General features: G+C 71.1%; 16 protein-coding genes and 2 riboswitches. Of the genes, 8 read left to right on the top strand and 8 right to left on the bottom strand.

The annotated features are described in order from the left end of the window. Nucleotides 1-52 precede the first annotated feature (52 nt). Entirely contained in the window at nucleotides 53-1,792 is a 1,740-nt protein-coding gene (locus tag PUW82_RS08560; RefSeq protein WP_274221888.1) for a dipeptide ABC transporter ATP-binding protein, read from the bottom strand. Nucleotides 1,793-1,854: 62 nt separating this feature from the next. On the opposite strand from PUW82_RS08560, the gene PUW82_RS08555 reads away from it, so the two are divergent. Beyond that, a complete protein-coding gene (locus PUW82_RS08555) occupies nucleotides 1,855-2,463 on the top strand; it encodes a PH domain-containing protein (protein WP_274221887.1) in 609 nt (202 codons plus the stop codon). A 14-nt stretch (nucleotides 2,464-2,477) separates the two neighbouring features. Here PUW82_RS08555 and PUW82_RS08550 read toward each other — a convergent pair whose 3' ends face one another. From PUW82_RS08550 to PUW82_RS08540, 3 genes are all read right to left on the bottom strand, one after another. Next, nucleotides 2,478-3,488, bottom strand: coding sequence for an ABC transporter permease (locus tag PUW82_RS08550; RefSeq protein ID WP_337994550.1), 1,011 nt, complete (start codon nucleotides 3,486-3,488; stop codon nucleotides 2,478-2,480). Nucleotides 3,489-3,522: 34 nt separating this feature from the next. After that, complete coding sequence (locus tag PUW82_RS08545; protein WP_274221886.1) at nucleotides 3,523-5,067, bottom strand: ABC transporter permease; 1,545 nt, start codon at nucleotides 5,065-5,067, stop codon at nucleotides 3,523-3,525. A 142-nt stretch (nucleotides 5,068-5,209) separates the two neighbouring features. Beyond that, a complete protein-coding gene (locus tag PUW82_RS08540; protein ID WP_274221885.1) occupies nucleotides 5,210-7,003 on the bottom strand; it encodes an ABC transporter family substrate-binding protein in 1,794 nt (597 codons plus the stop codon). A gap of 216 nt (nucleotides 7,004-7,219) precedes the next feature. Here PUW82_RS08540 and PUW82_RS08535 point away from each other — a divergent pair, with 216 nt between their 5' ends. Next, complete coding sequence (locus PUW82_RS08535; RefSeq protein ID WP_274221884.1) at nucleotides 7,220-7,975, top strand: CPBP family intramembrane glutamic endopeptidase; 756 nt, start codon at nucleotides 7,220-7,222, stop codon at nucleotides 7,973-7,975. A gap of 85 nt (nucleotides 7,976-8,060) precedes the next feature. Here the strand turns inward: PUW82_RS08535 and gcvP are convergent, their stop codons facing one another. The 4 genes from gcvP to PUW82_RS08515 all read right to left on the bottom strand — a co-directional run bounded on the left by gcvP (nucleotide 8,061) and on the right by PUW82_RS08515 (nucleotide 13,896). Beyond that, nucleotides 8,061-10,931 (bottom strand): aminomethyl-transferring glycine dehydrogenase, encoded by a 2,871-nt coding sequence (gene gcvP, locus PUW82_RS08530; protein ID WP_274221883.1) that lies wholly within the window; start codon nucleotides 10,929-10,931, stop codon nucleotides 8,061-8,063. Further along, entirely contained in the window at nucleotides 10,928-11,311 is a 384-nt protein-coding gene (gene gcvH, locus PUW82_RS08525) for a glycine cleavage system protein GcvH (protein WP_274221882.1), read from the bottom strand. Before gcvH ends, gcvP begins: the two co-directional genes overlap by 4 nt. Then, the gene (gene gcvT / locus PUW82_RS08520) at nucleotides 11,308-12,420 is read right to left on the bottom strand and encodes a glycine cleavage system aminomethyltransferase GcvT (RefSeq protein WP_274221881.1); all 1,113 of its coding nucleotides are present in this window, start codon (nucleotides 12,418-12,420) and stop codon (nucleotides 11,308-11,310) included. The genes gcvH and gcvT overlap by 4 nt, the downstream gene beginning before the upstream one ends. 51 nt (nucleotides 12,421-12,471) lie before the next feature. After that, a riboswitch (glycine riboswitch) is annotated at nucleotides 12,472-12,558 on the bottom strand. A gap of 1 nt (nucleotide 12,559) precedes the next feature. Then, nucleotides 12,560-12,650, bottom strand: a riboswitch (glycine riboswitch). 73 nt (nucleotides 12,651-12,723) lie between these two features. Further along, nucleotides 12,724-13,896: a MarP family serine protease gene (locus PUW82_RS08515; protein ID WP_274221880.1), complete on the bottom strand. Its 1,173-nt coding sequence runs from the start codon at nucleotides 13,894-13,896 to the stop codon at nucleotides 12,724-12,726. A 128-nt stretch (nucleotides 13,897-14,024) separates the two neighbouring features. Here PUW82_RS08515 and PUW82_RS08510 point away from each other — a divergent pair, with 128 nt between their 5' ends. Genes PUW82_RS08510 through PUW82_RS08485 form a run of 6 tightly spaced genes read left to right on the top strand, consistent with a single transcriptional unit; the run spans nucleotide 14,025 to nucleotide 20,546 of the window. Beyond that, entirely contained in the window at nucleotides 14,025-14,723 is a 699-nt protein-coding gene (locus PUW82_RS08510) for an NUDIX hydrolase (protein WP_274221879.1), read from the top strand. A gap of 10 nt (nucleotides 14,724-14,733) precedes the next feature. Continuing rightward, the gene (nadA, locus tag PUW82_RS08505) at nucleotides 14,734-16,047 is read left to right on the top strand and encodes a quinolinate synthase NadA (RefSeq protein ID WP_274221878.1); all 1,314 of its coding nucleotides are present in this window, start codon (nucleotides 14,734-14,736) and stop codon (nucleotides 16,045-16,047) included. Then, nucleotides 16,044-17,606, top strand: coding sequence for an L-aspartate oxidase (gene nadB, locus PUW82_RS08500; protein ID WP_274221877.1), 1,563 nt, complete (start codon nucleotides 16,044-16,046; stop codon nucleotides 17,604-17,606). The genes nadA and nadB overlap by 4 nt, the downstream gene beginning before the upstream one ends. Continuing rightward, entirely contained in the window at nucleotides 17,606-18,463 is an 858-nt protein-coding gene (nadC, locus tag PUW82_RS08495) for a carboxylating nicotinate-nucleotide diphosphorylase (protein WP_274221876.1), read from the top strand. The genes nadB and nadC overlap by 1 nt, the downstream gene beginning before the upstream one ends. Beyond that, nucleotides 18,463-19,593, top strand: a complete 1,131-nt coding sequence (locus PUW82_RS08490; RefSeq protein ID WP_274221875.1) for a cysteine desulfurase family protein — start codon at nucleotides 18,463-18,465, stop codon at nucleotides 19,591-19,593. The genes nadC and PUW82_RS08490 overlap by 1 nt, the downstream gene beginning before the upstream one ends. Then, a complete protein-coding gene (locus tag PUW82_RS08485) occupies nucleotides 19,590-20,546 on the top strand; it encodes a glycosyltransferase family 2 protein (RefSeq protein ID WP_274221874.1) in 957 nt (318 codons plus the stop codon). Before PUW82_RS08490 ends, PUW82_RS08485 begins: the two co-directional genes overlap by 4 nt. Nucleotides 20,547-20,609: the final 63 nt, after the last annotated feature.

Raw genomic sequence — 20,609 nt, 5'->3', positions numbered from 1 at the left:
CCGCAGGCGCCCCGCGCGGATGCGGGACGCCTGCGAAAGCGGTCTCGAGGCCTCAGGAGACGTCGAGGATCTGTCGGCGAATGGCCCGGCGGGCGGCCTGCTCGGCCGGGTCCGGCACCGGGATGGCGGCGATGAGACGCTGCGTGTAGGCCTCTTTGGGAGCCCGGAGGATCTCGTCTCGGGTTCCCTGCTCGGCGATCTGCCCGTGGTAGAGCACCACGATCCGGTCGGCCATCGCGTCCACGACCGCGAGGTCGTGGCTGATGAACAGGCAGGCGAAACGGTACTCCGCCTGCAGCTCGCTCAGCAGCTCGAGCACCCGCGCCTGGACCGAGACGTCGAGGGCGCTCGTGGGCTCGTCGGCGACGAGCAGACGGGGCTTGAGCGCGAGCGCGCGGGCGATGCCGACGCGCTGCTTCTGACCGCCCGAAAGCTCATGCGGGTAGCGGTTGCGGTACGAACGCGGCAGACGGACGTCGTCGAGCAATGACTCCACGCGCTTGTCGAGGGCCGACCCCTTCGCCTCCCCCGCCAGCAGCATCGGCTCGCCGATGCTCTCGCCGATGGGCAGCCGCGGGTTCAGCGACGACGACGGGTCCTGGAACACGATGCCGACCTTGCGGCGCAGCGAGCGGATCACCTTGCGGTCGCCACCACTGATGTCGATGCCGTCGACGACGAGCTTGCCCTCGGCGATCGGCTGCAGCCCGATCGCCGCCCGTCCGATCGTCGACTTGCCCGACCCCGACTCGCCCACGAGGCCGACGATCTCTCCCTCGGCGATGTCGAGCGAGACGTCGTCCACCGCCCGGAACGCGGCCACCCGACCGCGCTTGCCGTACTCGATCGAGACGTTCTGGAGCGACAGCACCGGCGCTTCGACCCGGGGGCCGACCGTCGGGTCGACGAGCGGCGCGGCCACGTGCTCCTCGACGACGCTCGCGAGGGCCTCGACGACGTCGACGGTCTCGTCTCCCTCGCCGCCCTGGCCGAGACGGGGTACCGCCGCCAGCAGCTCGCGCGTGTACACGGCCTGCGGGTTACCGAGCACCTGCGTGACCGTCCCCTGCTCGACGACCTCGCCGTCCTTCATGACGACGATCCAGTCGGCGAGATCGGCCACGACGCCCATGTCGTGCGTGATCAGGAGCACGGCCGACTGCAGCCGGTCGCGCAGGTCGCGAAGCAGGTCGAGGATCTCGGCCTGGACGGTGACGTCGAGCGCCGTCGTCGGCTCGTCGGCGATCAGCAGCGCCGGGTCGAGACAGATCGCCTGCGCGATCATCGCCCGCTGACGCTGGCCGCCCGACAGCTGATGCGGGTACGACGAGAACGCCTTCTCGGGGTCGGGCAGACCGACCATGCCCAACAGCTCGAGCGCGCGGGCCTTCGCCTCGCTCGGAGTCTTGGAGGTGTGCGCGCGGATCGCCTCGATGATCTGGAAGCCGACCGTCAGCACCGGGTTGAGCGCCGTCATCGGCTCCTGGAAGATCGCGGCGACCTCGGAGCCGCGCAGCTGACGCAGCTGTCGCGGGCTGAGGCCGGTCACGTCGCGTCCGTTGACCTTGATCTCACCCCGGACCCGGCTGTTGACCGGCAGGAGGTCAAGGATGGCCATCGAGCTCGCGCTCTTGCCGGAGCCGGACTCGCCCACCACGGCGACGACCTGGCCACGCGCGATGCTGTAGTTGAGGTTCTTGGCGGCGGGAACCCAGTAGCCGTCAACGGCGAAGTCGACGCTGACGTCGATCATCTCCAGCGCGGGAACGGAGGGGTCGATGGGAGTGCTCATGGCGCGATCCTTCGCGGCTCGGTCCGCCGGGTCGCGGCGGCATCGGATGAAAGAATAAGCGGATGCAGGCTGTCACGTTCCGGTCCACGTTCAACAAGGTGCTGAGCATCCTGCTGTGGGCGGGACTCGCGGCCGCGGCCGGGGCCACGCTGGTCACCCCGGGTGCGCTTCCGCTGCTGGTCGGCGTCCCCGTGGCGGCCGCGGGCGGCGCGGCACTGGTGTGGGCGCTGCTGTGGTCGCCGCGCGTGACGGTCGACGACGAGGCCGTGCACGTCCAGAACGTGCTGCTCGAGCACCGCATCCCGTGGGGCGCGCTCATCCACGTCGACACGGCCTTCGCCCTGACGCTCCACACGCCCGGACGGCGCATCCGCGCCACCGCGGCTCCCGCCCCCGGCCAGCTGACCGCGTTCCGCGCGACCCGCTCCGAGAAGCGCCGCCTCGACCGACTCGGCGGAGCCGGCGGCATCCGTCCGGGCGACCTGCCCGGCACCGATTCCGGCCGCGCCGCCGAGCTCGTGCGCGGACGCTGGGAGCGTCTGCGCGACAGCGGCGCGATCGAGCCCGGTCAGGCCGACCGGATCAGCGTCGAACGCCGCCCGCGCACTGCCGAGATCGTCGCGGTCGTGCTGGGCACCACCGCGCTCGTCGCGGGGGTGCTCCTGCTCTGACAGGGGAACGCGCATCACGAGGATGCCCGCTCCTTCGTACGCCGACGCGAGAAGCGCTTCTGGCGCGGGTCGAAGGCGTCGCGCAGTCCGTCGCCGACGAAGTTCACCAGCAGTGCCAGCAGCACGATGAACGTCGCGGGCCACCAGAACAGCCACGGCCGCGTCTGGAAGGCCGACTGGTTGTCGGAGATGATGAGGCCGAGCGACACGTCCGGCGGACGCACGCCGAGCTGGAGGTAGCTGAGCGAGGTCTCGAGCAGGATCGCGGCGGCGGCCAGCAGCGTCGCAGCGACGATCACGACGCCGACGGCGTTGGGGAGGATGTGCTTGAAGATGATGCGCAGATCGCTCGCACCGGCCACCCGCGCCGCCTCGACGAACTCCCGCTCGCGCAGGCTGAGGAACTCGGCGCGCACGAGACGGGCGATCACCATCCACGACACCAGCGCCAGGAAGGCCGCCAGCAGCCACACGCCCAGGCCACCGGTCGCCCGGCCGACGATGGCGCCGATGACGAGGGCGGGGATGACGATGAAGACGTCCGTGATGCGCATCAGGATCGCGTCGATCACGCCGCGGTAGTACCCGGCGATCGCACCGACGACGGTTCCGATGACCGTGCCGCCCACGCCGATCACGAGCATGACGATCACGGAGTTCTGCACACCGCGCATCGTCATCGCGAAGTAGTCGATGCCGATACGGCTCTGTCCGAACGGGTGCTCGCCGAGCGAGATGCCGTTGCCGCCGAGCCACTCGGGAACGAGCGACAGGGTCGGAGCGCCGCCACCGGTCTGCGGCGACAGGGTCGTGTAGTCGTGCTTCCACCAGCCGGGGATGGGGCCGAACCCGATCGCGCTCATCGAGAAGCCGACCAGCAGCAGGAAAAGGATCCCGGAGACGACGGCGACCTTGTTCGCGAGGAAGCGGCGGAGGATGAGGCGACCCTGGCTGACGCCGACGGTGTCGTCGACGGTCGTGGGGGCGGCGGGAGCCTCGACGGGCTCGGGCATCATCTGGCTCATCGGATGGCCTCCGGGGTACGAGGGGTCGGGACGATCACGCGGCTACTCGCACTCGGGGATCGAGCGCGGCGTAGGCGAGGTCCGCGAGGAAGTTGAACAGGATCGCGGTGAACGCGATGACCAGGAAGTAGCCCATGATCGGGTTCACGTCGACGCGCTCGAGCGACGACACGAACAGCGATCCCATGCCGCTGATCGCGAAGACGCGCTCGGTGATGACGGCGCCGCCGAGCAGTGCTCCCACGTCGGTCGCGACGAGCGTCGCGATAGGGATCAGCATGTTGCGCAGCGCGTGACGCATGACGACGGTGCGCTCGGAGAGACCCTTCGCGCGCGCGGTGCGGATGTAGTCCTGACCCATGACCTCGAGCAGGCCCGAGCGCGCGTAGCGCGTGTATCCCGCGAACGAGATCAGCAGCAGCGCGATGGTCGGCAGCAGCAGGTGGGTGAAGGTGTCGATACCCGTCAGCCACACGTCACCGGTGAAGCCGGGCGTCGCCGCGCCGACGGTGGCGATCGGGCGGTTGTTGATGCGGGGGTTCGCCATGTACTGCGGCCACGACTGCATGAAGCGGTCGATCAGCGTCAGGGCGCCCACGAGAACCGCGACGATAACGCCGATGCGCATCGCCTGTCCGCGGTCCGTGCCGCCCAGCAGCCATCCGGTCAGCAGGCCGACGGCGATCGCACCGAGCGCGAGGATCAGCAGCGTGCCGATCGACGAGATGTCGAGCAGACCCTGAAGGGCGAAGTAGGAGACGTAACCGATGAGGCCGTTCACGCCGGCGACGATGAGCGCCCGACGGTTCTCGAGTCCGGCGACGAGCGCCGTGGTGACGATGACCACCCCGACGATGAGGAGCAGCATCCCGACGGGGCCGAAACCAGGCTGGCGGAACCAGTTGGTGAGGTCGAAGTACACCAGCAGAGCGGCGGTGGCAGCGGCCGAGACACCCGCGACGAGAAGTCGGCGCTTGAGAGCCCCGCCGACGGCGGCCTGCCAGATGAACCCGCTCAGCACGGTGAGCAGGATGATCACCCACGGCGCGATGCTCGTCTCGGACTGGAGGAAGTTGTTGAAGCCCAGCGCGATGAACTCCTTCAGGAGCACCGCGATGAGGAAGGCGGGGAGGGAGTAGAGGAAGAAGCTGAGCAGCGTGACCGAGAAGTCGAAGCCGCTGTACTGGCGCAGCGCCGTGACGATGCCGACCGCGATGCCGAGGACGATCGCGACGACCAGCGCAACGGTGACGAGCTGAAGCGTCGACAGCATCGCCGTCGGCAGGATGTCGGTCACCTGCGCGTTGGAGATGGTCGAGCCGAGGTCGCACGTGCCGATGAACGGCACGAGGCACTGAGCCGCACCGCCGAGCCACAGGAAGTATCGCAGCGGAACCGGCGTGTCCAGATCCAGGGCCGCGACGCGGGCGGCGATCAGCTGGTCTCGATTCGGAGCGCTCGACTCGCGCAGGTCCTGGAGGGGGTCACCGGAGTTGGCGGACAGCACGTACATGATGAACGATGCTGCGAGCAGGACCAGGATCGAGACGGCGATACGCCTGAGGACGAATCCGACCATCGCGTGGATCTTCCTTCTGTTGGGGGGTCGTGGGCGCTGTAGCGCCTCGACAGGATAGCGCCCGCTCTGCGGACATGGCGGGGCGCCGGAGCCGTGTCGACTCCGGCGCCCTTCAGGTTAACCGGGTGTCAGCCGCCGGCGGTCAGCCGGCGAGCGTCCACTCCTGCGCGTTCCACACGATTCCGGTCTGGCCACCGAAGTACTCGATGCCCGTCACGGAGCCGTTGTCAGCGAACAGGCCGGGCGACTGGAACAGCGGCAGACCGTAGAAGTCCTTCGCGGTCTCGGTGTCGATCTGCACCTTGATCTCGGCGAGACGCTCGGGGTCGAGCGTGACCTGGCTCTCGTCGACCAGCTGGTCGACCGTGGGGTTCGAGTAGCCGTTGTAGTTGCCACCACCGTTGGTCTTGAAGATCTGCGGCAGAGCGGCGTTACCGGCACCCGGCGAGACCCAGCCGAAGATCGACGCGTCGTAGCTGCCGCTGCCCAGGAGCGAGCCCCAGTCGGGCGAACCGGCATCCTCGACCACGAAGCCGGCCTGCTGCGCCGACTGCTGGATGGCGCGGAACGTGTCGACACGGTTCGGGTTGTTGGTGTTGTAGAGGATGCGGACCGTCGGGGTCGCGCCGGCGAGGAGCGCCTTGGCACCCTCGATGTCGGGCTCGGTGAAGGCGTCGTAGCCGCTCGAGGCGACCGCGGTCTCGTACTGCTCACCATCGGTGGGCAGGAAGATCTGCGAGTTCAGGACCGAAGCCTCGGGGTTCACCGGGGTGACGATCGACTCGAGGATCTGCTGACGGGGGATCGTCTTGAGGAAGGCCTCACGGACGTTCGCCTCGGCGAAGACGCCGCTGAAGCTCAGGTCGAGGTGGTCGTACGCGAGCTGGTCGCCCGGGTGGACGGTCGCGTTGGCGTTCTCGAGAGCGGTGAGCGTGTCGGCGGAGGGCTGCGGCTGGATCGCCTGGACCTCGCCGTTCTGCAGAGCGGTGACCTGCGCGTTCGAGTCGCCGATGAAGCGGATCACGAGCTGGTCGTACGCGGGCGCCATGTCGCCCTTGTACTCCGGGTTCTTGCCGAGCGTGATGCTCGACTCGGGAACGAAGTCGGTCACGATGAACGGACCGCTCGCGACGAGGAGGCTCTCGTCGGTCGGCATCGCCGTGACGTCGTAGCCGGTGTTCCAGAAGTCGGCGGCGGCCTTCAGCGTCTCGTTCGCGGGAACGGGAGCCTCGGGGTTGCCCTCGGGGAGCGTCTTGAGAAGCTCGATGAACTCCTCCTCGGACACGCCGGCCTTGTCCGCGAGGACGTGGGCGGGCTTGCCGATGGGGTTGACGAGCTCGTAGTCGACGAACGGCGTGCCGTAGGTGATCGTCATCGACAGGTTGTCGTCGCCGATCTCGGGGAACGCGGTGGTGTCGAGCCCGGCGGTGCTGCCGGCGAGGCTGAAGTACTGCGTGCCGCCGTTGGTGACCTCGCCGGTGGCGGGGTCGAGCACGGCGTCGTCGAAGTAGCCCGACGAGATGGCCCAGTTGACGAGCATGTCGTCGGCGTCGATCGGCTCGCCGTCGGACCAGGTGAGGCCCTCGTTGAGGGTGTACTTGACCGTCAGCGGGTCTTCGGAGACGGTCTCGTACGTGCCGAAGTCGCTGTTCGGGAGGACGCTGAAGTCCGAGTCGAGGCGCAGGAAGCCGCCGAGGCCCAGACCACCGGAGACGCCGGTGAGGTAGCCCACCATGCCGTTGGTGTCGAGGTTGGCCTCGGGGGTGTCGCCGTTGAAGGACGTGAAGGCGTTGGTGGTCGCGATCGTGATCGTGCCGCCCTCTTCGCCCGAGCCTTCTTCGGTGGGTGCTGTGGTGCAGCCGGCGAGTGCCAGGGACGCGACAGCGACACCCGCCCCCGCCGTGATGACGCGTGAGCGCCAGGTCTTTCCAGACACATTTCCTCCTGTGCAAGGGATGGGTGCGGGTCGGCAGACCGGTCACGATCGACCGCCGCGGATACCAAGACGATAAGGAGCGGTCAGACGTTGGTCAAAACGCGTACAGCAAACGTTACATATCCTTAACCCGCTGAGCGCGGCGCGAAGCAGTCTGCTCGGCGGCGCGGCATCCTGCCGGTGGATGGCTCGCCGGCGGCGACCCGAGGAGGTTCCATGACGTCTGCATCACGCGTCCGCCTGGGGTGGGAGATCGGGATCGTCCTCGCCCTGTCGGTGGGGCGATCGGCGTTCTTCTCGGTGCTGTCCTTCTTGCAGGCGATCACCCGCGAGGAGAGTCTGGGCGCCCAGTCGACGGCCCTCAATCCCGGCGCCGCGACGGTGGACCCGTGGTCGGTCGTCTCGCAGGGCTTCTCGCAGCTGTTCAACCTCGCACCGGTCGCGCTCGCGATCTATTTCCTGTGGGAGCCCGGGCGGTCGGCGCTGCAGCGGATCGGGCTGGACTTCCGCAGATTCGGAAAGGATGCCGGAACCGGCATCCTGCTCGTGCTGATCATCGGCGTGCCGGGGCTGGGCCTGTACGCGCTCGGGCGCGCGCTCGGCATCACGGTGCAGGTCGGCGCCGCGCCGCTCGACGGCGCGTGGACGGCCATCCTTCTGCTCACCCTCGCCGCGCTGCGTGCGGGGCTCACCGAGGAGGTCATCTTCATCGGCTACCTCTTCGACCGTCTGAAGCGCCTCGGGTGGGGCACCTGGACGATCATCCTGTCGACCGCAGCGCTCCGCGGGCTCTACCACGCGTATCAGGGGATCGGTCCGATCTTCGGGAACATCGCGATGGGCATCGTCTTCGGCTGGGTCTACCACCGGTGGGGCCGCGTCATGCCGCTCGTCATCGCACACGTCGTGATCGACCTCATCGCCTTCATCGGCTACCCGCTCGCCGCGGCGTGGTGGCCGACGCTCTTCTGAACGCCGCCGAACGCACGCGTTCCCGCCGGCAGTGCGCGAAGGACGGCGCGTCGTCGGCGGGAACGTGCGGGCTGGCGGCATCCGGTCAGGCGAAGGCCTCCGGCGGCGGGCAGGCGCACACGAGGTTTCGGTCTCCGTAGGCCTGGTCGATCCGGCGGACCGGCGGCCAGTACTTTCCGCGGATGAGCGAGCGGACGGGGAACACCGCTTCGTCACGCGTGTACGGATGCCGCCACTCCGACACCACGACCGACTCCGCGGTGTGCGGGGCGGCGATCAGCGGGTTGTCGTCCGCCGGCCACTCCCCCGCCGCGACCCGTTCGGCCTCGGCGTGGATGGCCACCATCGCCTCGACGAAGCGGTCGAGCTCGGGCAGGTCCTCGGACTCGGTGGGCTCGACCATGAGCGTTCCCGCGACGGGGAACGACATCGTCGGCGCGTGGAAGCCGTAGTCGATGAGCCGCTTGGCGACGTCGTCGACGGTGATCCCGGTGCGCTCCCGCAGCGGGCGCAGGTCGAGGATGCATTCGTGCGCGACCAGCCCGCCCTCGCCGGCGTACAGCACCGGATAGTGCTCGCGCAGTCGCGCGGCGACGTAGTTGGCCGCGAGCACGGCGGCGCCGGTGGCCGACCGCAGTCCCGACGCGCCCAGCATCCGGACGTACGCCCACGAGATCGGCAGGATCGACGCCGAGCCGTACGGCGCCGCGGAGACCGGGCCGCCCGCGAACGCGAAGCCGCCGGCGTGCTCGGTGCGCTGCGCGAGCGGGTGCGCGGGGAGGAACGCCGCCAGGTGCGCCTTCGCCGCGACCGGGCCGACCCCCGGTCCGCCGCCACCGTGCGGGATCGCGAAGGTCTTGTGGAGGTTCAGGTGCGAGACGTCACCGCCGAGGTCGCCGAACCGCGCGAAGCCGAGCAGCGCGTTCAGGTTCGCGCCGTCGACGTACACCTGTCCGCCGGCGTCGTGCACCGCCTGAGTGATCGACAACACCTCGTGCTCGTACACGCCGTGGGTGGACGGATACGTGATCATCAGCGCCGAGAGCGCCGCGGCGTGCTCGTCGATCTTCGCGCGCAGGTCGTCGAGGTCGACGTTGCCCGCCTCGTCACAGGCCACCACCACGACGCGCATCCCCGCGAGGACCGCCGACGCCGCGTTCGTGCCGTGCGCCGAGGACGGGATGAGGCACACCTCGCGCTGGAGGTCGCCGCGCGAGCGGTGGTACCCGCGGATGGCCAGCAGACCCGCGAGCTCGCCCTGCGAGCCGGCGTTCGGCTGCAGCGAGACGGCGTCGTATCCGGTGACCTCGGCGAGCCACGCCTCGAGCTGGTCGACGAGGTCGAGGTAGCCACGCACGTCCTCGGCCGGGGCGAAGGGATGCACCCGCGCGAACTCGGGCCACGTCACCGCAGCCATCTCGGTGGCGGCGTTGAGCTTCATCGTGCACGAGCCGAGCGGGATCATGCCGCGATCGAGGGCGTAGTCGCGGTCGGCGAGCTGCTTCAGGTAGCGCATCATCGCCGTCTCGGAATGGTGCGTCGTGAAGACGGGGTGCGTGAGGTACTCGTCCTCGCGCACCAGGGCCGGAAGGGTGTGCCGAGCCGTGTCGGAGGCTCCCGTGAAGGCGAAGGCGCGCTCTGCCGGACCGCCGAACGCCGCCACGACGGCGTGCAGGTCGGCCGGGGTCGTGGTCTCGTCGACGGCGAGCTGAACCGTGTCGTCGTCGCGGAGCCACAGCTGGTATCCGCGCTCGCGCGCGGCCGCGACGACCGCGCGCGCCCGGCCGGGAACGCGCACCGTGACGGTGTCGAAGAAGTGCTCGTGGACGACCTCGGCGCCGGCATCGGTCAGCCATGCGGCGAGCAGCGCAGCGTGGTCCGCGACGGACGCGGCGATGCGGCGCAGCCCGCCGGGGCCGTGGTACACCGCGTACATCGACGCCATCACGGCGAGCAGCACCTGCGCCGTGCAGATGTTCGACGTCGCCTTCTCGCGCCGGATGTGCTGCTCGCGTGTCTGCAGCGAGAGGCGGTACGCGGGGTGTCCCGCCGCATCAACGGAGACACCGACCAGTCGCCCGGGCAGCTGGCGCTCGAGGCCCGACCGCACCGCCATATAGCCCGCGTGCGGGCCTCCGAAGCCCATCGGGACACCGAAGCGCTGGGTGGTGCCGACGGCGACGTCGGCCCCGAGCGAGCCGGGTGAGCGCAGCAGCGTGAGCGCGAGCAGGTCGGCGGCGACGACGACCAGACCGCCGCCGGCCTGGACATCGGCGATGACGGCCGACGGATCCCAGACCCGCCCCGAGGCGCCCGGGTACTGCACGAACGCGCCGAACGCCTCGTCGCCGGTGCCGGGATGCTGCGACGCGAGGTCAATCTCGCGCACCTCGATGCCGACGGCCTCGGCACGGTGGGCGAGTACCGCCTTCGTCTGCGGCAGGGCGTCGGCGTCGACGAGGAACACCGACGAACGGCTCTTCGACGCTCGGCGCGCGAGCAGCATGCCCTCGACCACGGCCGTCGACTCGTCGAGCATCGAGGCGTTCGCGGTGGCGAGACCGGTCAGGTCGGTCACCATCGTCTGGAAGTTGATGAGGGCCTCGAGCCGGCCCTGCGAGATCTCGGGCTGGTAGGGCGTGTAGGCCGTGTACCAGGACGGGTTCTCGAGGACGTTGCGCTGGATGACGGTCGGGGTGAACGTGTCGTAGTAGCCCAGACCGATCATCGAGCGGGCGCCGCGGTTGCGGCCGGCGAGCTCGCGCAGCTCGGCCAGTGTCTCGCTCTCGGACGCCGCCGACGGGATGACGCTGTCCGGGACGTCCGCGGCGTGGATCGACGCGGGCACGGCACGGGCGACCAGCGCATCCACCGTGTCGTAGCCCAGGACGTCGAGCATGCGGCGCTGCGCCGCGTCGTCGGTGCCGATGTGGCGCGCAGCGAACGCCCCGCTCATCGGTCTCCGCCGGTGAGCGCGAGGTAGGCCGCACGGTCGAGAAGGCCCGCGACCTGCGCGGGGTCGACCGTGATGCGGATGAGCCACCCGGTGTCGAAGGGCGCGGCGTTGACCTGCGAGGGGTCGTCGACGACGGCCTCATTGATCTCGACCACCTCGCCGCTGAGGGGCGCGTAGAGCTCGCCGACCGACTTGGTCGACTCGATCTCGCCGCACACCTGGTCGGCAGTGACGGCGGTGCCGACGGCGGGAAGGTCGACATAGACGACATCCCCCAGCTTCTCGGCGGCGTAGTCGGTGATGCCGACCGTGGCGGTCGTGCCCGAGAGCGAGACCCACTCGTGCTCGGCGGTGTACTTCAGTGCGTCGAGATCGGTCATTTCTTCCTCCGGTAGAACGGCAGCGGGGCGACGGTGGCGGGGATGCGGGTGCCGCGGACGTCGATACCGAGCTCGGTGCCCACGGCGGCGAACTCGGAAGCGACATAGGCCAGGGCGATGGGATGCCCGAGCGTCGGGCTCAGGGCTCCGCTCGTGATCTCGCCCACCGGCACCTCGTCGGGACCGAGAACGCGATAGCCGGCCCGCCCGGCACGTCGACCCTCCGAGACGAGGCCGACGAGGACGGGCGCCGGCTCGGCGGCGCGCGCGGCCAGCGCGTCCCGCCCGACGAACGTCTCCTTCTGAGCGGCGACGACGCGGCCCAGTCCCGCTTGCGCGGGCGTGACGTCGCGCGAGAGCTCGTGCCCGTACAGCGGCATGCCCGCCTCGAGACGGAGCGTGTCACGCGAGGCGAGGCCGGCGGGCACGAGGCCGAGCGGCTCGCCCGCGGCGAGGAGAGCGTCCCACAGCGCCTCGGCGGCATCGATGGGCACCATCAGCTCGAAGCCGTCTTCGCCGGTGTAGCCGGTGCGCGCGATCAGGAGCGGCGCGTCGGCGAACCGCCCGGCGGTCGACGCGTAGTACGAGGTCTCCGCGAGTGCAACGCCGTCCGCCGATAGCCCGGTCGTCGCTTCGAGCACGGACACCGCCGCCGGACCCTGCACGGCGAGCAACGCGTAGTCGTCGGTCAGATCGCGCACCTCCGCGTCCCACCCCTCGGCGCGCTCTTGCAGCGCCGCCCACACCGGCGCGCGGTTGCCGGCGTTGGCGATGATGAGGAACCGGTCCTCGGCGAGGCGGTACACGATGACGTCGTCGATGATGCCGCCGTCGTCGGCGAGCACCAGCGAGTACTTCGCCTTGCCGACGGCGACCGTCGACAGCCGGCCCGCGAGCGCCGCATCGAGGCAGTCCCCGGCGACGGATCCGGTGACCTCGAACTCCGCCATGTGCGAGATGTCGAACAGGCCGGCGGCCGCGCGCACGGCGTGGTGCTCGGCGAGATCGGAGGTGTAACGGACCGGCATGAGCCAGCCGCCGAAGTCGGTGAAGGACGCGCCGAGGGCGCGGTGACGGTGGTGCAGGACGGTGGAGCGGGGATCTGACATGAGTTCTCCCGTGACGGGCCACCGGATGCCACGGTCGCGGCATCCGGGAACTCCCCCTCTGTCTTGGGCCTGAGAGTTTCACCGGGCAAACCCGGTTTTCACCGTCGGCGGATCCCTGCGGATCGCTTTCCAGAGCGGCCGGACGCGCGCGGTACGCGGACCTGAGAGATTGGCGGGGAGGCTTGCTCCTTCGGTGCCCGGTGTGACCGGAGCTCTCCCGCGTGCGTCATGCGGCCTGTCTTCAGTTGCGCGATCAGCATAGCGGCACCGCGCACGGTCCGCCCGACCACCGGTGACGCGGGGTCAGCGGGTGCAGGCGCCCGACGCGACGGCGGGCGCAGCGGCATCCACCCCGGCGAGCACGGGCAGCAGCTCGGTGGTCGTCATCGCGTACCCCCGCTGCTCTCCTTCGGCGCCGCGCGCGAAGACCACGCCGGCCACCGCGCCGGTGTCGGTGAGCACGGGACCACCCGAGTTGCCGGGTCGGACGTCGGCCTCGAGCGCGTAGATCTCGCGCGGCGAGCTCGAACCGTCGTAGATGTCGGGAACCGGTGCCGACCCGACCGAGAGGACGAACGCGGCGCCGCTGGTGAACGGCCCGCCCAGCGGGTACCCCTGCACCGCGACGGCAGTGCCGGGCGTCACGGGCGGCACGATGCTGAGCGGCTCGGCGCCGAGATCGTCGACCGCGATGACGGCGAGGTCGTCGGTCGGATCGAAGTAGACCACACGCCCCTCGCGCGCGCCGCGGCCGGGAAGCTCGACGACGGGCGTGTCGACACCGGCGACGACGTGGGCGTTGGTGACGACGAGGTTGTCGGCCGCGACGAAGCCCGACCCCGTCATCGACACACCGCAGGCGTAAGCGGTGCCGCTGATCCGCGCGACGGATGCGGCTGCACGCTGCAGCTCGGGGTCGTCCAGGGCCACCGCCGGCGCGGTGGGCGCGACCTCGGGCCGCAGCAGCTCGCCGATGCGCGGGATGCCCTCGTCGACGACGAAGCCGCGCACCTCGGCGAGCGCGGAGTCGACCGGGTCGGGGGTGAGCCCGTCGATGATGCTGAGCACGCGCGACGAGGCGATGGCCGTCGAGACGACGGGCATGCCGCTGGCCGTGATGGCGCCCGCGCCGAGCAGCAGCACGAGTCCGCCCGCGACAGTGGCCGCGCCCGCACCGAGGATCCGATCGAGGACCCGCAGCTTCGCCCGGTCGACACCTCGACGGATCGCGGCCCCCACCGCTGTGCCGAGGGCGGTGCACACGGCGATGATCGCGATCGCGCAGATCGCGAGCACGAGCGAGCGGTACTCCCAATCGGCGACACCGGGGGCGATGAGCGGAACCGCCCACACGGCGAGCAGGGACCCGACGACGAGGCCGGCGAGCGACCCGGCGATCGCCACGAGCCCCCGCGTGACGCCGATGGCGAATGCCCCGACGAGAAGGATCACGACGACCACGTCGACCAGCAGCACGGGACCTCCTCGGGGACCGGATCAGCGTACGCGGCCCGGCTGTGAGTCGCCCCGCGACGCGACGGGCGGGCTCCTGTTGGCGTTCAGGTCTTCGCGACTATAAGATCGGCGCGAGAGTTAGGGTCACCATGACACGAACACCCTCACCGGAGCCGCGCGATGAGATCCGCGTCGCGGTGTCGACGGTCATCTTCAGCCTGCGTCATGACGACGCCGGCGAGCTGCCCGCGGTCGTGCTGCCGCTGGTGCGGCGCACGCGCGATCCGCATGAAGGTCAGTGGGCCCTGCCGGGCGGGTGGCTCGACGCGTCCGAGAACCTCGAGGCCGCGGCATCCCGCACCCTCGCCGAGACGACCGCGCTGGCCCCGAGCTATCTCGAGCAGCTGTACGCGTTCGGCGACGTCGGCCGCTCGCCCGCACGCGTGGTGTCGATCGTCTACTGGGCGCTCGTGCGCGAGGATGTCGCCGCGACGCCGCTTCCCGCGGACGAGAACGTCGCGTGGTTCGACGCCGCCGCACTGCCGCCCCTGGCGTTCGACCACGAACTCATCGTCGAGTACGCCCTGTGGCGACTGCGGAACAAGGTCGGCTACAGCCGCATCGCCCATGGACTGCTGCCCGAGCTGTTCACCCTCGCCGAACTGCGCGAGGTCTACGAGGCGATCGGGGGCCGCCGGCTCGACCCGGCCAACTTCCGACGCCAGGTCGACGGCTCGGGCACCCTCATCCCGACCGACGACTTCCGCACCGGCAGTCACCGACCCGCCCGCCTGTATCGCTACAACCACGACGCCGAGCTGGCCGACCGCGGCCCGCTCCCCCGCTGAAGGAACCGTCATGACCACCGCATCCCTGCCCCTGACCGCGCGCCCGCTCGACCCCAGCGTCGACCACGGCATCCAGGCGATCGTCGCCGGGGCCTCGCGAGCGGCGACCTGCAACACCGACCTCGCCGCCGGCCCGTGGGAGTTCGATGCCCGTCCCGGCTACGGCCCCGGGTCGTCGATGGGCGACGTCATCCGCACCGGGTCGCCGCGGCAGGGCGAGCTTCCCGAGTGGTACCGGCGCGCATCCGAGCGCGAGCTCGATCAGCGCATCCGCGAAGCGAAGACCGTTCTCGGCGACCGCGTGGTCGTGCTCGGGCACTTCTACCAGCGCGAAGAGGTCGTCGTGCACGCGGACTACGTGGGCGACTCGTTCCAGCTCGCGGGCGCGGCGAAGTCGCATCCCGAGGCCGAGGCGATCGTCTTCTGCGGCGTGCACTTCATGGCCGAGACCGCCGACCTGTTGTCGCAGCCCGAGCAGGCGGTCATCCTGCCGAACCTCGCGGCGGGATGCTCGATGGCCGACATGGCTTCGATCGACGAGGTCGAGGAGTGCTGGGAGCAGCTCGCCGAGCTCTACGGCGATCTGGAGCAGCCGGATGAGGACGGTCTGCTGCCGGTCGTCCCGGTCACCTACATGAACTCCTCGGCCGCCATCAAGGGCTTCGTCGGCCGCCACGGCGGCATCGTCTGCACCTCGTCGAACGCGCGGACCGTGCTCGAGTGGGCGTTCGCACGCGGCCGGCGCGTGCTGTTCTTCCCCGACCAGCATCTCGGCCGCAACACCGCGAAGGCGATGGGCGTGCCGCTCGACCGGATGCCGTTGTGGAACCCCCGCCGCGCATACGGCGGCAACGATCGCGCGGCGCTGACCGACGCTCAGGTCATCCTCTGGCACGGCTTCTGCTCGGTGCATCGCCGCTTCACCGTCGACCAGATCGACCGGGCGCGCGCCGAGCACCCGGGGGTGCGGGTCATCGTGCATCCCGAATGCCCGATGGATGTCGTCGACGCGGCCGACGAGGCCGGGTCGACGGAGTACATCCGTTCGGCCATCGACGCCGCCTCCGAGCCGACCACCTTCGCCGTCGGCACCGAGATCAACCTCGTCCAGCGCCTGGCCGCGCAGTACCCGCAGCACCGGATCTTCTGCCTCGATCCCATCGTCTGCCCGTGCTCGACGATGTACCGCATCCACCCCGGGTACCTCGCCTGGGTACTCGATGAGCTCGTGGCCGGTCGCACGCCCAACCGCATCCAGGTACCGGGCGATGTCGCTGAGCCCGCTCGCCTCGCGCTCGAACGGATGCTGGCGGCCCGCCCGTGACGACGCGCGTCGTCCTGGTCGGTGCGGGGCTCGCCGGTGGGCTCTGCGCGCTGCGTGCGGATCGCGCCGGATGCAGCGTCGTGCTGCTGAGCAAGGGCCCCCTCGGCGCCGGCAACACGGCGTACGCGCAAGGCGGGATCGCGGCAGCGATGGGCGGCGACGGTGACGTCGCGTCGCACCTGGCCGACACCCTCGCCGCGGGCGCCGGGACGGTCGACCCCGCAGCGGCCCGGGTGCTGGTCTCGGCCGGAGCGGAGGTCGTCGACGAGCTCGCCGCGCTCGGCGTCGTGTTCGACCGGGATGCCGCGGGCGCCCTCAGCCTCGGGCTGGAGGGTGCGCACGGCCGGCCGCGCATCCTGCACGCCGGCGGTGATGCGACCGGCGGCGCCATCCAGCGAGCGCTGAACACCGCCCTCCGCGACTCCGACGTCGACATCCGACCCGACACCCTCGCAACCGAGGTGATGATCGCGCGCGGCCGAGCCCGCGGGGTGCGCACCCTGTTCCGCGGAGCCGAGACCACGATCGACGCCGACGCCGTCGTGCTCGCCACCGGCGGCGCGGGCCGCCTGTTCGCGCACACCACCAACCCCGAGGTGGCGACGGCCGACGGCATCGCCCTCGCCCTGCGCGCCGGCGCGCGCGTGGCCGACCTGGAGTTCGTGCAGTTCCACCCCACGGCGCTTGCCGACGGGGAGCTCATCTCCGAAGCGGTGCGCGGCGAGGGCGCTGTGCTGCGAGACGAGGCGGGGCACCGGTTCTGCGTCGAAGCCCATCCCGCCGCGGAGCTCGCGCCGCGCGACGTCGTGGCCCGAGCGATCGCCGCAGCCATGGCACGACAGGACGGCCGCCCGGTCCGGCTCGACGCGACCGCGATCCGGGCGACGGAGAGGGAGACGGCATCCTTCCTCGCCGAACGCTTTCCGTCGATCGACCGCCGACTGCGTGCGCGCGGCCTCGAGTGGGCGCGTGAGCCGATCCCGGTCACGCCTGCCGCCCACTACGCCATGGGCGGGGTCGCCACCGACCTCGACGGACGCACGAGCGTGCCGGGTCTCTACGCCGTCGGCGAGGTTGCGCGGACGGGCGTGCACGGCGCGAACCGGCTGGCGTCCAACTCGCTGCTCGAGGCGGCCGTCTTCGCGGCGCGCGCGGCATCGGCGGTGGCGCTCGACCGCCCTCGCCGCGAGCCGGGCCTGGCAGGGGCGCTCGGCGGGGCGACCGTCGTCGTTCCGCCCGTGAGCGGACCGCCGACCGGGTCGCCGGATGGGCTCCCGCCGTTCTCCCGCGCCGCCCTGCAGCACCTCATGTGGAAGCACGTCGGGCTGCACCGGGATGCCGCGGGCCTGCGTCACGCACTCGCCACTCTCGACGCTTGGACGGCCGAGCCGGCCGAGCCGCGCTCGGCCGGCGAGCACGAGGACGCCAACCTGCTGCTTGTGGCCCGCACGCTGACGAGAGCCGCCCTCGCGCGCTCGCAATCCCTGGGCTCCCATTACCGGTCCGACGATCCGGCCGGCCGCACCGCTTCCGCCCTCCTCTCCGACAAGGTCGCCTGATGATCCCCGCTCGCCACGTCTCCCGCCTCGTCCAGTCGGCGCTCGACGAGGACGCCCCCTGGGGCGATCTCACCAGCGCCGTCTTCGTCCCGGCCGATGCCGAGCTCACCGCCCACCTGGTCAGCCGAACCGCGGGCGTCTTCAGCGGCGCCGCGTTCTTCGCTGCGGCTTTCACCATCACCGACCCGGACTGCGCCGTCGAGCAGCGAGTGCCCGACGGCGCCGGCATCGCCCCCGGCGCGGTGCTGGCGACCGTCACCGGTCCCGCCCGAGCGGTGCTCACCGCCGAGCGTGTCGGCCTGAACTTCGCCCAGCGGATGTCGGGCATCGCGACCCTGACCCGCCGGTATGTCGACGCCGTCGCCGGCACCGGTGTGCGTATCACCGACACCCGCAAGACCACGCCGGGCCTGCGGGCCGTCGAACGCGCGGCCGTCCGTGACGGCGGCGGGGCGAACCACCGCTTCTCGCTGTCGGACGCCGTGATGCTCAAGGACAACCATCTCGGCGTCATCACCGCCGGCGGCGTGTCGCTGACGGACGGCCTGCGGCGCGCCGCAGCCGCCCTGCCGCACACGACCCACATCGAGGTCGAGGTCGACCGCCTCGACCAGATCGAGCCGGTGCTCGCCGCGGGTGTCGACACGATCATGCTCGACAACTTCTCGCTGCCCGACCTCCGCCGCGGCGTGGAGCTGATCGCGGGACGCGCGACCGTCGAGGCATCGGGCGGCGTCACGCTCGACACGGTGCGGGCCATCGCCGAGACCGGCGTCGACGTCATCTCGGTCGGGGCGCTCACCCACTCCGCCGCCGCCCTCGACCTGGGGCTCGATCTGGCACCGTCTCCCCGCTGATGCTGTACGTCGACCATGCCGCCGGCGGCCCGGTGCGCGCCGAGGTACTCGAGGCGATGGCCCCGTTCCTCCTCGGGCGGTTCGGCAACCCCTCGAGTGTCCACACCGTCGGCGAGGACGTCTCGGCGGCTCTCGAGGACGCACGCCGACGCATCGCCGGCGTGCTCGGAATGCGCGCGGGAGACATCGTCTTCACCTCCGGCGGCACCGAGGCGAACAACCTCGCGATCGCCGGGCTCGCTCTCGGCGCACGGGGCCGTCGCCCCGGACACCTGATCACGACGGCGATCGAGCACGCGTCCGTCCTCGCCGTCGGCCGCTATCTCGCTCGCATGCACGACTACGACCTCGACATCCTCCCCGTCGACACCCGCGGACGGGTGCGACCCGACGACGTCGCCGCCGCCGTGCGCGATGACACCGCGGTCATCAGCATCGGCTACGCCAACAACGAGATCGGGACGGTGCAGGATGTCGCCGCGATCGCTGCGACCGCAGGCGGCATCCCGGTGCACGTCGACGCCGTCCAGGCCGCGGGGTGGCTGCCGCTCGCGGGCCTGGGCGTGGATGCGCTCTCGATCGCGGGCCACAAGATCGGCGCCCCTCAGGGGATCGGGGCGCTCGCCGTCCGCGGGCGCCTCCCGCTCGAGCCGGTGCTGCACGGCGGCGGTCAGGAACGCGGCCGCCGGTCGGGCACGCAGAACGTCGCCGGCGCCGTGGCGCTCGCCGTCGCGCTCGAGCTGGCCGAACAGGAGCGCACGGATGCCGCGACCCGCGCTACCGCTGCCCGTGAGGAGTTCACCGCGCGCGTCCTCGCGACGATCCCCGGAGCGCGGCTCACCGGCGACGCCGTCGATCGCCTCCCCGGGCTCGCGTCCTTCGTGTTCACCGGCACGTCGGGCGAGGCCGTGCTGCTCGAACTCGAGCGCCGCGGCATCATCACCAGCAGCGGGTCGGCCTGCGCGGCCGGCAGCACTGACCCCTCGCACGTCCTCGCGGCGATCGGACTGACCGACGACGAGACGCGGACGGCCGTGCGGTTCAGCTTCGACCGCACGGCGCCACCCGCCCCCGCCGCTCTCGCGGACGCGTTGGCGGCCGCCGTGGCCGCAGTACGATCGGCAGCGTGAGCACGCCGGTCGTCACCGTCATCATTCCCGGTCGCGACGTCGCCCCCTACGCCGAAGAGGCTCTGGACTCCCTGCGCACGCAGACCCTGAGCTCGTGGCGCGGCATCCTCGTCGACGACGGTTCGCGCGACGCCACCGGCTCGATGTTCCGGGCGGCGGCCGCCGCCGACCCGCGCCTCAACGTGGTGAGCCACGACCGGCCTCGGGGCCTCGGTGCCGCGCGCAACGCCGGCCTGGACCTGGTCGAGACGCCGTTCGTCGCCTTCCTGGATGCCGACGACATCCTGGCCCCGCGGGCGCTCGAGCGGCTCGTGGGCACCCTCGACGCGTCCGGCTCCGACTTCGTCGCCGGCGCATACGTGCGCCTGCGGCCGACCGACGAGGGATACACCCCCGGGCCGGTGCAGCCCTGGGTCGCCGCCGCGACCGATCCGGAGCGGCGGGGCGTGACCCTGGCCGATCACCCGGCGGCGTCGGGCAACATCGTCGCGTGGTCGAAGGCCAGCCGCATCGAGTTCTGGCGCCGGAACCGTCTCCGATTCCCCGAGGGCCGTCTGTACGAGGATCAGCTCGTCGCGCAGCAGATGTACACCCGGGCACGTGCGTTCGACGTCATCCCGGATGTCGTCGTGCAGTGGCGCGAACGCGCTGACGGGTCGTCGATCACGCAGCACCGGGCGCAGCTGCCCGTGCTCGTGGACTACCTCGACGGGCTCCGGGGCGGCCTCGCGGTGCTCGATGCCGCCGACGCTCGGGCCGCGGCCCGAGCCCGGGTGGACCTCGTGCTCGACCTCGATGTGCCCCCGCTCGTCCGGATCGCGCAGACGCATCCCGACCCGGACTACCGCCGGCGCGTCGGCGCTCTCGTGCGCGAGTTCCTCGCTCGGACGCCGGGACACGAGTCGCGGGAGTCCGAGACAGCCGAGCTGCTGCGCGCGGCACACCTGTGGTGACCTTCCCGCCTCGCACGCATGTCCGCCGCCCCGACCGGGAATAATCGCTCCGGGGGCGCGTTC

The sequence above is a fragment of the Microbacterium thalli genome, from assembly GCF_028737325.1.
Taxonomy (GTDB): Bacteria; Actinomycetota; Actinomycetes; order Actinomycetales; family Microbacteriaceae; genus Microbacterium; species Microbacterium thalli.
Note: the sequence above shows the minus strand (reverse complement) of the source record. Positions and strands in the feature narration are given on the sequence as shown.